Consider the following 12,930-nt stretch of genomic DNA (forward strand, 5'->3'; position numbering starts at 1 on the left):
GGATTTCGGAACTTTGACAACTTTAAGAAACGAATTTTCATCGCTCTGAATATAAAAATGAAGAGGACATCAATTGTCCTCTCCAGATGTTAGTTTTTATTCAACCCACTACAGTTGACAATGAGCCAACTTTTAAAAAAAAAAAACAGAGAAAACTTGCGCTTCCTCTGTTTATAGTATTTAAGATAATTAATTTTCTTCACTCATTTTTGATTTTACTTCATCATAAGATAGTGCATGTGATTCCTCTTCTACTGTTTCAGGCATCTTTCCTGTTTCGTATAGAGATTTAATTTGTGTACTATCCAATGTTTCGTATTTCAATAATGCTTCTGCAATCAGCTTGTGAGTTTCACGATTTGACTGGATAATTTCAGCAGCTTTGTTTCGTGCTTCATTCAATAATGAACGAACTTCTTCATCAATTTCATAAGCTGTTTGTTCTGAAATTGATTTTTGAGGGCTTTGTGCACCAAACATGGCATGACTTCCTTCATATTGTACTGGACCAAGTTTTTCACTCATACCATACTCTGTAACCATTGCACGCGCCATCTGAGTAGCTTGTTCGAAGTCATTAGATGCTCCAGTTGTTTGGACGTTAAAGATAATTTCTTCAGCTACACGTCCACCCATTAAGCCAGCTAATTGTTCTTTCATATCTTCTTTAGATAGAAGCATTTGGTCTTCCTTAGGAAGTGCAATCATATATCCGCCTGCACGTCCACGTGGTACTATGGTAACTTTATGAACAACACGGGCATTTGACAATACTAGACCGACAATGGTATGTCCTGCCTCATGGTAGGCAACCAATTCACGTTCTTTTTGTGAAACTGTCTTGTCTTTTTTAGATGGTCCCGCGATAACACGATCTTCTGCCTCATCAATATCAGAAGCATCAATCACTGATTTATTGCGACGAGCTGCAACTAAAGCTGCTTCGTTCAATACATTTTCCAAATCGGCACCAACAAAACCTGGAGTTTGTTGTGCTACTAATTTCAAATCTACATCTTCAGCTAAAGGTTTATTTCTAGCATGGACTTTCAAAATTGCTTCGCGTCCCTTAACATCTGGACGACCAACTAATACTTTTCTATCAAAACGGCCTGGACGAAGTAGAGCCGGATCAAGAACATCTGAACGGTTTGTTGCCGCAATAACAATAATTCCTTCATTTCCTTCAAAACCATCCATTTCAATCAAGAGTTGGTTTAAGGTTTGTTCTCGTTCATCATTACCTCCACCTAAACCGACACCACGTTGGCGACCAACGGCATCAATTTCATCGATGAAGATAATAGCTGGTGCTGCTTTTTTTGCGTCCTCAAAGAGAGAACGTACACGGCTCGCACCGACACCGACGAACATTTCTACAAAGTCAGAACCTGAAATACTAAAGAATGGTACACCAGCTTCTCCTGCGACTGCTTTGGCAAGTAATGTTTTACCAGTTCCCGGAGGTCCTTCTAAGAGAACTCCAGCTGGAATCCGGGCACCCAATTTTGTAAATCGTTTTGGATCTTTTAAGAATTCAACAACTTCAACAAGTTCTTGTTTTTCTTCCTCTGCGCCTGCGACATCTGAGAAGCGAACTTTGATATCTTCTTTATTAGCAGCCTTAGCTTTACTACGTCCAAAACTCATTGGATTACGTCCGCTATTTCCGCCCATATTTCCCATCATAGAGAAGAGGAAGAAGAATAAGATAGCAAATGGTACTACTGAAACCAGGATGTTAATCCACATACCACTTGAGCTTTCGTGTTTCACTTCAATTTGTGTTTGATGTTCACTTGCTAGCTTTTGCAAATCCGCTACAGTTGTATCTGATGGGAGGACAATACTTGTAAATTTCTCTACTTTTGTAGCAGAGGGTGTAAAAAATTGAATTCCCGTTTCCTGTTTCTCTGTCTTAGCAGTTTTGTAGACACCATACACTTCAATAACACTACCACTTGGTTGGTAGGTCATTTCTTTTACATTGTCGTTAGTGATTTCCTGAACCAATTCTGAGTACTTAATTTGTTGACTATGACCAGCGGATCTGCCAGCAAAAAAGTACTGGAATCCTGTCACTAGCAAGAAAATCATCAACAAATAAAGAAATGGATTTTTTATGAAACCATTATTTTGTTTTTGCATTCAAACACTTACCCTTCTATTTTGAGTAAACTTCCTCTTTCAATACACCTACATAAGGAAGGTTACGATAGTTTTCATTATAGTCTAAACCGTAGCCTACAACAAATTCATTTGGAATTGTAAAACATGTATAATCTGCTTCGATTTCTACTGTACGACCTTCTGGTTTATCAAGCATTGTGACAATCTTAACAGAAGCTGCTTCTCTTGCAGTAAACATATCTCTCAAACTCTTCAAGGTTTGACCAGTATCAATAATATCTTCTACAAAGACAACATGTCGACCTTTAATATCTTGAGTTACGTCTTGTTTAATATTAATGACACCACTACTTACAGTCCCACCATGATAGCTAGAGACCATCATAAAGTCCATTTCAAGATGTGTATCAATATATTTCACCAATTCTGCCATAAAAGGAATAGAACCTTTTAGAATTCCAACTAAAATCGGATTTTTACCCTCATAATCTTTTGTCAACTGAGCACCCAATTTTTTAGCTGCTTCTGTAATTTCATCTTGTGAAATTAAAATTTTCTTGATATCTTTTTCTAACATGATTTTACCTATCTATTTTTTCTATATAAAGTACAGTGTTCATTATATCATTTTTCATTTTTTTACTCAAATCACTGATTTCAATTCCTAAAACTGAACAAATTTTTCCAAATTGCTCAATGATAATAGCTTTTTCTCGTTTTTCTTTAGGAATTTTTAAATCCATAAAAAGTCGTCTTAGTTTTTTACGATGACCATTTTTTATCAAATAATCACCAGGCTGTCGATGCCGTAAAATCAACAATGTTTCACGAGAAACATTCATCTTTTGAACATTTTCCCCTTTTAGAGGGATTCCAAATGAAAATAAATAACCTTCATAATGAACTTGATTTTGATAGTTTAACACACACTCACTACTTTTTTCATCAGACTTTGGTCTGATTTTACCAATTCGAAAGTGCTGGTATTCTTTTACAAGTTCATAACCATTTTTTATACAATGGCGATATTGACTCTTAGTTTTTAAAATATGATGAATTTCTTGAAATTGTTCTCTTGTTACATTTAAATCAGCAAAACAACTAAGGTATTGTTGTAGTAAAACTCGCTGTGTTGCTTCACTAAAAGATAAAAACTGAGTTAAATCTTCCACATTGACTGTTTGAGATAATTCAGTCAGAGCAATTTGATAGTCAGATACTTCTTTTCCAAACTCTAAAAACGCTCTCTTTAGCTGAATATTTTCTTTTTCCAGTTGTGGTAAGTAAATATTACGAACTCGATTGCGAAAATAATGATTTTCTTTATTCGTCCTATCTTCAAAATGCTCAACTTCAGAAAAATCCCTCTTATAAAAAGACAGCAAAGGACGAATTAATTCTCCCTTATCAAATTTTTGCTTCTCTTTAATAGCCGATAGATGATGCAACCTAGTGCCTCTAATCAATCTCATGAAAATCGTCTCAACTTGATCGTCCGCATGATGAGCTGTTACAAGAGCACTAGAGGAGGTTTCTCTCATCACATCTCTAAAAAATTCATAGCGAAATTGACGAGCTCTCGATTCTGTAAAAGCTCCAGAGAAGTTAGCTACATAAATCGGAACTCCAACTTGTTCAGCTAGTTTTCTTAATTCATGTTCTTCATTGTCTGACTCTGGTCGTTGTTTATGATTTACATGAGCTAAAAACAATTCAATCCCGAGTTCTTCTTGATAGGTTGATAGGAGGTGAAAGAGAAACATCGAATCCAATCCGCCAGACAAGGCTAGTACAACTCGTGAATGATCTTTAAAATAACCTTTTTCTAGAAAATGATTTAAAAAATCTTGGTCTCTCATTTTAGGACCTCATAGACATCCTTAGCAATTTTAGAAATGGTATCATAATCAGAATTTTTGGTAAAGATTGAAATAATGAAAGGAGAATCTGTATAGACTATTCCTACATCGTGTTTAAATTCATCTGCATCCCCAATTTTATGGGCTACCTTAGCAGAAATATTCTTAGCAATCCGCTGATTATCAAAAGCTGTTTGCGATAGAGATTCTAAAACAAAACCATTCTGATTATAAATAGATTCCATAACTTGACCAGCCATTTTAGCTGAAGCTAACTTCTCTGTTACGTTCCACTCTTCACCTGCGATAGTAGCCATTTCTTTTTTAAAGGCTTCATCTGATTTATTGGTAATATAATAAGCAAGAATATTATGAGCTACATTGTCAGATTCTTTCGCTGTCTTTGTGATTAAATCTTTGATTGTATACTCTTTATTATCCTCTGTTTTAGGGAGACTTCCACTTCCTTCCGGTTTATAAGAACCAGGGAAATCATTTACTTCAGAAACATACTTCAATTTCGTGTCAAGTTGGTAATCACCTTGATTGATTTTTTCTTGAACATAATAAAGATAAGGCAATTTCATAACACTAGCAGCGTACATTTTTTGATCTTCATTAATCCCAGCTTCCTTACCCGTGCTCAATTGTTTAACATAAATAGAAAACTGTTCATTTTGATAATTCGCAGATAACAACTCTTGTACTTTCTGGATACGATTGTCATCGTTGGAAATGTAATCCGTCGAAATCCAACCAATTTGTTTGATATGTAAAAATTCATGACCACCAGCAAAAATAGACATATCTACTTCAACCTCTTGATAAGCTGCTAAAGTAGACTTTAATTCTTGTTGATCATAAGGACTATTATAAACGACAAATCCTGATTCTAACCATACTCGTTTAGAAAAATTGTTGACAATTGAACTATCGTATAAAAGTCGTTTATCAGCCATCACAAATTGATTATTTGACAATTTAAACACAGGCTGTCCTTGTTTATTTAATCTCCATTCTAAAACAGATAATGTTGTATCTGCATTGACTTTTCCTGATTCTTTAATCAAATCTTCTGTAGAATAAACAGACGTTTCACCATAAAATTTTGGAGATTCTATAACATCTTGATAGTAAAAATGATACGAAGCGTGGGTTAAGGAATAAACTTCTTGGTTTGGAATGATAACTGGATTCTCAGTGCTTACTACTTGGACACTTTTTAAAAAAATAGGAAGTAGTAATATCACTAAAAATTTACGCATTCTTTTTTTCCTCTTCTTCTTGTAGCCGTAACAGATGATTTTTTTGAGCTAACTCTTCTAATTTTTCATCTGATTGACTTAAAAACTTTTCTACAATATCTAATAAATTTTCCATTTTACATTACCTAGGAAGTAAGTCCGGAATGGTGTATACTTCCTCCCATGATTTTGAATAATAATATTTAGCACGCAAATATTTAGCTGCGTAAGTTTCGTCCTTTAGTTTTGTTGCAAGATTTGATTCTTTATCTTTTTCATCGCTCAATTCTTGATACTGCTTTTTCAAGTCAGATAACTGTTGGCGACGTTCGAGTAGTTGCTGATAACTTTGAGTCAAATTATAGGTTGGTAAGATGAACAACAACATAATCAAAATCAAGACCCAACCCATAAAACGATTTCGTCTTTGTCGTTCTTCCATCAAGTATTTACGACGCTGATGTTCATTTTGAATAAAGGAATTATTCATTTGCACTATTTTTTTATACATCGTTTTCTACCCTTGTTTCGCTGATAATTTCATACATACCTGCAGCATCTTCTTTTTTAGTGCTATCTTTCATTTCTAACACTTTTACAAGCAACAACTTATTTCCAAAACGAATTTCGACTTGGTCGTTGATTTTTAAATCTGTAGAGCTCTTAGCAAGAATACCATTTACCTTGATACGTCCCTTATCTGCAACTTCTTTAGCCACTGTACGGCGCTTAATAATTCTTGATACTTTTAAATATTTATCTAATCTCATCTTTATTACCTCAAATTATTATTGTACCATTTTTCTCGCTATTATAGAAGAAAAATATCATACCTAATTTGACTCTTTTGCATTTTTTATAGCCACTAGGGCTTCAGCAAAAGTCAACAATCCTTCTAAAATTTCATAATCTTTTTTATTTTGAATATCAAATACAACTTCGATTAAACCTTTATTTTCAGCGATATTGGCCTTCAAACTTGTCTGAGAAAGAGCCTGAAAATAATCTTGTGTTAAAAATAGTTGTTGCGAAATTTTTTCAAATTGAATGACAAGTTTATTATTTTTTATTTCAACACGATTGACAAATACTTTATCAAGATAAGCTTTGGCTAAACCAATTTCTAAAAGATAGGCAACTACATCAGGATATTCTCCAAAACGATCGATCAACTCATCTTGTAATTCTTCATAGTTGACACGGTTGTCAATCTGACGAATTCTCTTGTAAATCTCAATTTTATGTCGTTCATCCGAAATGTACTCATCCGGAAGATAAGCATCAATTTGTAGAAGTAACTCAGCATTTCCTTTTTCACGTTTTTTATCAGTTCCATTTTTCTTAGCTATCGCTTCTTCCAGCAACTGAGAATATAATTCAAAACCAACAGAATCAATAAAACCTGACTGCGAACTACCTAAAAGATTACCCGCTCCACGAATGGATAAATCACGCATGGCAATTTTGAAACCAGAACCCAATTCTGTAAAGCCTTTAATGGCCTCTAATCTCTTCTCAGAAACTTCTGTCAATGTTTTATCCGGACGATACATGAGATAAGCATAGGCAATTCGATTACTACGACCAACACGACCTCTTAATTGATACAAGGTTGACAATCCCATATGATCTGCATTTTCAATAAACAATGTATTGGCATTTGGAATATCCACTCCTGTTTCAATGATTGTCGTGGTTACTAAAATATCATATTGTCCTTCAATAAAATCAAGTAGCGTATTCTCCAAACGAATTTCACTCATTTGTCCATGAACAAAGCCAATAGAAGCTTCTGGAATCAATTCTTGTAACTCTGAAACTTTCTTTTCAATCGTGTCAACTTTATTGTAAAGATAGTAAACCTGACCACCTCGATCCATTTCTCTCAATACAGCATCACGGATGACACGATCATTTTGTTCAAGAACATAGGTTTGAACAGGATATCGATTAGTTGGAGGAGTTTCGATGACAGATAAATCTCGGATACCTAGCATAGACATATGAAGAGTTCTAGGAATTGGAGTCGCTGTCAAGGTTAAGACATCAACCTTCTTTTTTAATTCCTTCAAAGCTTCCTTATGTTTAACACCGAATCGTTGTTCTTCATCAATAATCATCAACCCCAAATCAGCAAACTCAACATCTTTAGACAAGACTCTATGAGTTCCTATCAAGATATCAACTTGACCTTTTTTCAATTTTTCAAGTGTTTCAGTCTGTTCTTTTTTACTTCTAAACCGACTCAAAACATCTACATTGACAGCAAATTGTTCAAATCTTTCCTTAAAATTACTGTAATGTTGCTGAGCAAGAACGGTAGTTGGTACTAAAACGACAACCTGTTTATGATCATTGACAGCCTTAAATGCAGCTCGCATGGCCACCTCAGTCTTACCAAAACCCACATCTCCAACTAAAAGTCGATCCATCGGTTGAGGAGCTTGCATATCTTTCTTAATTTCTTCGATACTTCGAAGTTGGTCCTCAGTCTCTACATAAGGGAAAGCTTCGTCAAAATCCTTTTGGTATTGATCATCTTTTGAAAATGCAAAACCTTTCAGTTGACTTCTCTCAGCGTATAACTTAATTAAGTCATCTGCAATGTCTTCAACTTGATTTTTAACTTTTTGCTTAGCTTTTTTAAAACGTCCATCGTTTAATTTGTTTAACTTTGGAGCCTTACCATCACTAGAAACATACTTAGAAAGAGTCTGTATCTGCTCTACTGGTATAGAAATTCGATCTCCATTTTGGTATTGGACACTTACATAGTCTCTATGAATCCCTTTGATTTCAATCGTTTCAATTCCTAAATATTGACCAATCCCATGGATTTGGTGGACAACATAGTCTCCTTTTTGGAGCTCATTATAGTCCTTTAATCTCTCAGCATTACTGATATTTTGTCTTCTATATTTGCGTTTAATCTTCTTTTTGAAAATTTCATATTCAGTGATGAATACAAGATTCTCATCCACAAAATGAAAACCATGACGAAGATTTCCTTCAACAAGATTAACAGTTCCTTTACAGATTTTACTTTCATTACTATTATCAACTTTAATATCGTATTCATCAAGAATCGTTGACAGTTTCTTTAGTTCAGTTTTGCTACTTGATTGAAGAACAATCGTATACTTTAATTTTTTGTAACGTTCAATTTCTTCTCTCAGGAAAGAAAACTGATTAAAGAACTCCTGCATAGAATATTGATTGAACTGGTACAGATTATTAAATTTCAAATTTCCAAGCCCTTTTTGAAAATTTGAAAAGAAAGTCGCTGGTACATATTTTTTAAACTGACTTTCTACATCAGCAAAATATTGTAAACTTGATACTGCTTTACTATTATGTAAATCTTCTGTAAAGTAGCTAGCTGTTTCCTTATCAAAAGCATCGTACTGGTTCATGATTTTTTGAAAATCATCAAATATAACAGGAACTTGATTCAAATAGTCTATCAAGGTCCACTGTTTTTTATAAAATACAGACAAAAACTTGCGAATATCTGTATGAAGAACTTGCTCTTTCGTGCAACTAAAAACTTCTTCTAAGTAAGACTTTAAAGTCGGAGAAAGTGCCTTATCAATCTCATGTTCTAAAAATTTCTGACCACGATGATAATCTTCAAAAGTTAGTAAAATATCACTTGCTGGATAGATCAGTACTTTAGACTGACTGTCTTTAGAAAGCTGAGTTTCAGTATCAAATTCTCTTATACCATCAATTTCATCACCAAAAAATTCTATTCGGTAAGGAGATATTTGTGAAGTTTCAAAGATATCTAAAATATCCCCTCGAAGACTAAATTCACCTTGACTTTGAACTTGTGTAACCTTCTTATAACCAAGGGAAATCAAGTGATTTTTTAATTCTCTTTGTTCGCATTCTTGGCCCACTTGAAGTTCTAAGATACTATCATCAAAAACTTGAGGATTTGGTAAGAATACACGACTAGCTGCGACGTTACAAACTAAAATCCCTCTTTGAGATTTATCTCTTAGAAAACGCAAAGCTTCAACCCTAGAAAAAATCTTTTCCTGAGATGATACCAAAAATTCGACCATTGGTGAATCATCTACTAGAAATGGATAAACCAGATCCGAACCTAGTATGGAGATTAGATCATTGACCAGACGATCAGCCTCTCCATATGTAGAAGTCATCACTAAAATCTTATCATGACTCTTCAGACTACTAGCAATAACTAAAGATTTTGCTGAGCCAGAAAGACCTAGCAATAATTGTCTTTGTTTCTGTGATAGGTTCTCATGCCAAGATAGGATTTGTTTATTCTCTAAAAAGAAATCGATTAATGCCATTTCCTTACCCATTATATTTCTGCATCGTCTTTTCAAAGTTTTTTTCTTGTAAATAATAATTTACAGCATCGTCAACCTTGTCAATTGAATGTAAAATACCAATATAATCTTCTTGATCAAACTTACTCAAAACATGGTGAACAACAGACATTCCTTTTTTAGGTCTACCAATACCAATCTTTACACGATTGAAAACCTGTGTACCGATATGTTGAATAATCGACTTAATTCCATTATGACCACCAGCTGATCCTTTAGCACGAAGACGAATTTTTCCGACTTCCATGTCAAGATCATCGTAAATGATCAGTAAATCTTCAATATCTAAACCATAATAAGTTAACAATGCATGAACAGCTTTTCCACTTTCATTCATAAAAGTCGTCGGTTTCACCAGATAAATTTTTTCCCCATTAAGGAAAAATGAAGCTAATTCAGCTTGGAATATCTTATCGTGTGTAAAGGTAACATTCTGTTTTTTGGCTAGTTGGTCAATCAGCATAAAGCCAACATTATGTTTAGTTTCAAAATATTTATCTCCTGGATTTCCCAATCCTACAAGTAATTTTGTCATTTAAATTTCCTTTCAAAAGTCAAAAGGGTTGGAATTTTTTTCCAACCTAATTGACATTATTTTAAATATTGATTAAACGTTAAAGCGGAATTCCATAATATCGCCATCTTGCACGACATATTCTTTTCCTTCTTCACGCAAACGTCCTGCTTCTTTTACAGCCTTTTCAGAGCCGTATTTTACCAAATCGTCATAAGACATAGTCACTGCACGAATAAAACCTTTTTCAAAGTCTGAGTGGATAATACCAGCAGCTTGAGGAGCTTTCATACCACGTTTAAAGGTCCAAGCACGAACCTCTTTTTCACCAGCTGTGAAGTAAGTTCCAAGTCCTAGTAGATGGTAAGCAGCACGAGTCAACTTATCCACACCTGATTCTGTCAAACCAATAGCTTCAAGAAACTCTTTTTTATCTTCATCGTCTAATTCAGAAATTTCTTCTTCAGCACGCGCCGAGATAACCACTACCTCTGCATTTTCTGTTGCTGCGAATTCACGAATTTGTTTCACATAATCGATAGATTCTGGGTCTCCAACCACATCCTCATCAACGTTAGCTACATAAAGAACTGGTTTCGTGGTCAAAAGGAAAAGGCCTTTAACTACTTTTTGCTCTTCATCTGTAAATTCAATGGTACGAGCTGATTTTCCATCTTCAAGAACAGGTTTAATCTTTTGGAGAACGTTAAATTCTGCAACTGATTCCTTATCTTTTTGCGTACGCGCCATTTTTTCTACACGCGCATAGCGTTTATTGACTGATTCTAAATCAGCAAGAATCAACTCTAGGTTAATGGTATCAATATCTGCTAGCGGATCCACAAAGGCATCTTCGCGACCTTGCTCACGCATGACATTTTCATCATCAAAGGCACGAACCACATGAACAATCGCATCAACTTCACGGATGTTGGCCAAGAATTTATTCCCAAGACCTTCTCCTCTTGACGCTCCTTTTACAATCCCTGCAATATCTGTAAATTCAAAGGTTGTTGGAACTGTCTTTTTAGGAGTAATCATTTCCGTCAATTTTTGGAGGCGTTCATCTGGAACTTCTACCATTCCAACGTTTGGATCAATGGTCGCAAAAGGATAGTTTGCAGCCTCTGCTCCTGCTTTTGTAATTGCATTAAATAGGGTTGATTTACCAACGTTTGGTAAACCTACAATACCTGCTGTTAAAGCCATAGTTTCTCATTCTCCGTTCACATTTCAATCTTCAATATTATAACACAAAAAGGGAAAACTTGCTAACCCTATTACTATGGGGTTCCTAGTCGATGATTTTACTCATTTTTATTTCAAAATCATAGCGACTCATCATGACCACATGATCACAATTGCTACATTTTATTTTGATATCTGCACCAACACGGGTAATTTCCCAGCAATTTGCCTTTTTGCCTGTTGACTTAATCGTACAAGCATGAGGTTTTTTCATTTCAACAAAATTTCCAACTTCATACATAGTTAGTCTCCTTTTTCTTTTTCGATTATATCATAAAAGAGGCGAGCTAGGCTCAACCTCTTTCCATTAATTTGTACGAACTGGCGTGATGAGCTGCATGAAATCTTCATCTGTATCAGCTGGAACCAGAGTAAATGGACGAACTGCTGAAATAAAGCTGATTGTAACTTTTTCACTATTCAAAGCTTTCAGTGCTTCAATCAAATAAGTTGGGTTGAAACTAATTGTCAAATCAGCACCACTTACATTTTCAGTATCAATTTCTTCGTTTACTTTCCCTACTTCCGGAGAGTGAACATGGGCACTTACAATTCCTTCTTTGATTTCTAATTTAACAGTACCATTTTGTGTCGCACTTGATAAAAGACGTGCACGTTCCATAGACTGGCGTAGTTTAGCAACGTCAAAAGTCACTGTTGTATTGAAATCTGTTGGAATCAATCGATCGGTATCTGGATAATTTCCTTCTAAGAGACGTGTGTAGAAGCTAATATTTTCACTTCTAAAGAGAATTTGATTATTGGCGAAGAAAATCTCTACTGTTTCGATATCATCCGTAAAAACAGCTGAAAATTCGCGTAGCGAACGACTTGGGATAACAACATCAAAATCATCGCTATTTTTTTCAAGAGTCAACTTTTTCTGACTAAGACGGTGAGAGTCTGTCGCAACTGTTTTTAATTCTTTATGATTGCTCAAGACAAAATGTACCCCCGTCAAAATAGGACGGCTTTCTTGGGTACTAGCTGCAAAAGCTGTTTCATTGATAATCTTTTTAAGAAGTCTTGTTTCAAGAACTAAAGGGTTGCTTGCAGAAATTTCCTGAATACGTGGATATTGCTCACTATCTTTTCCTTTAAGAGTAATCTCTGATTTTCCACTAGTTAAGACAATTTGCTTTTGTTCAATCTCTTTAAAATCAAGTGTTACATCTGGAAGACTTGAAACAACATTGATAAAGAAAGAAGCTTCCAGTAGAACTGAACCTAAAGAGTTAATCAAGAGACCTGCATTTTCATTTTTTTGCGATATAAAATTTTCGATTGAGATTTGACCATTTGATCCAATCAAGGTAATTCCTTCATTGGTAACATCAATTTTTACAGTCGATAAAATAGGAATTGCATTCTTTGAGCTAATAGCTCTCTTTGTTGTATTTAAGGCTTGTAAAAATAAGTTTTTATTAATTGAAAAATGAATCATGGATTCTCCTTTATTCTTTTTATTATTAGAAGGATAATAGTAATAATAGAGCGTGTGAAATCTGTGGAAAAACACTTGTAATAAAGAAAACTCAAGGGCAGAGCCTTGTTTAAAAGATGTGGATAAA

12 protein-coding genes are annotated in these 12,930 nt (G+C 34.7%); all 12 read right to left on the bottom strand.

Annotated elements, in window-relative coordinates; genetic code table 11:
• Window positions 1–189: 189 nt before the first annotated feature.
• Entirely contained in the window at window positions 190–2,148 is a 1,959-nt protein-coding gene (gene ftsH, locus QM917_RS02320) for an ATP-dependent zinc metalloprotease FtsH (RefSeq protein ID WP_001171816.1), read from the bottom strand.
• 16 nt (window positions 2,149–2,164) lie between these two features.
• On the bottom strand, window positions 2,165–2,707 hold the full coding sequence (gene hpt, locus QM917_RS02325; RefSeq protein ID WP_000890190.1) for a hypoxanthine phosphoribosyltransferase: 543 nt from the start codon (window positions 2,705–2,707) through the stop codon (window positions 2,165–2,167).
• Window positions 2,708–2,711: 4 nt separating this feature from the next.
• Window positions 2,712–3,989, bottom strand: a complete 1,278-nt coding sequence (gene tilS / locus QM917_RS02330) for a tRNA lysidine(34) synthetase TilS (RefSeq protein ID WP_414284650.1) — start codon at window positions 3,987–3,989, stop codon at window positions 2,712–2,714.
• The gene (locus tag QM917_RS02335; protein WP_414284652.1) at window positions 3,986–5,254 is read right to left on the bottom strand and encodes a serine hydrolase; all 1,269 of its coding nucleotides are present in this window, start codon (window positions 5,252–5,254) and stop codon (window positions 3,986–3,988) included. The genes tilS and QM917_RS02335 overlap by 4 nt, the downstream gene beginning before the upstream one ends.
• A complete protein-coding gene (locus QM917_RS02340) occupies window positions 5,247–5,369 on the bottom strand; it encodes an SP_0009 family protein (RefSeq protein WP_045762396.1) in 123 nt (40 codons plus the stop codon). Before QM917_RS02340 ends, QM917_RS02335 begins: the two co-directional genes overlap by 8 nt.
• Before the next feature lie 6 nt (window positions 5,370–5,375).
• Window positions 5,376–5,744, bottom strand: a complete 369-nt coding sequence (locus tag QM917_RS02345; protein ID WP_075228920.1) for a septum formation initiator family protein — start codon at window positions 5,742–5,744, stop codon at window positions 5,376–5,378.
• A complete protein-coding gene (locus QM917_RS02350) occupies window positions 5,737–6,003 on the bottom strand; it encodes an RNA-binding S4 domain-containing protein (RefSeq protein ID WP_001234970.1) in 267 nt (88 codons plus the stop codon). Before QM917_RS02350 ends, QM917_RS02345 begins: the two co-directional genes overlap by 8 nt.
• Window positions 6,004–6,066: 63 nt before the next feature.
• Window positions 6,067–9,570 carry a transcription-repair coupling factor gene (mfd, locus tag QM917_RS02355; protein ID WP_414284654.1) on the bottom strand — a complete coding sequence of 1,168 codons (3,504 nt, stop codon included), beginning with the start codon at window positions 9,568–9,570 and terminating at the stop codon, window positions 6,067–6,069.
• The gene (pth, locus tag QM917_RS02360) at window positions 9,563–10,132 is read right to left on the bottom strand and encodes an aminoacyl-tRNA hydrolase (RefSeq protein ID WP_414284656.1); all 570 of its coding nucleotides are present in this window, start codon (window positions 10,130–10,132) and stop codon (window positions 9,563–9,565) included. Before pth ends, mfd begins: the two co-directional genes overlap by 8 nt.
• Window positions 10,133–10,204: 72 nt before the next feature.
• A complete protein-coding gene (gene ychF, locus QM917_RS02365) occupies window positions 10,205–11,320 on the bottom strand; it encodes a redox-regulated ATPase YchF (RefSeq protein WP_045762398.1) in 1,116 nt (371 codons plus the stop codon).
• A gap of 85 nt (window positions 11,321–11,405) precedes the next feature.
• A complete protein-coding gene (locus tag QM917_RS02370; protein ID WP_414284658.1) occupies window positions 11,406–11,600 on the bottom strand; it encodes a DUF951 domain-containing protein in 195 nt (64 codons plus the stop codon).
• A gap of 66 nt (window positions 11,601–11,666) precedes the next feature.
• Window positions 11,667–12,803, bottom strand: a complete 1,137-nt coding sequence (dnaN, locus tag QM917_RS02375) for a DNA polymerase III subunit beta (protein WP_414284660.1) — start codon at window positions 12,801–12,803, stop codon at window positions 11,667–11,669.
• Window positions 12,804–12,930: the final 127 nt, after the last annotated feature.

Source organism: Streptococcus infantis (assembly GCF_047460685.1).
Taxonomy (GTDB): Bacteria; Bacillota; Bacilli; order Lactobacillales; family Streptococcaceae; genus Streptococcus; species Streptococcus infantis_AD.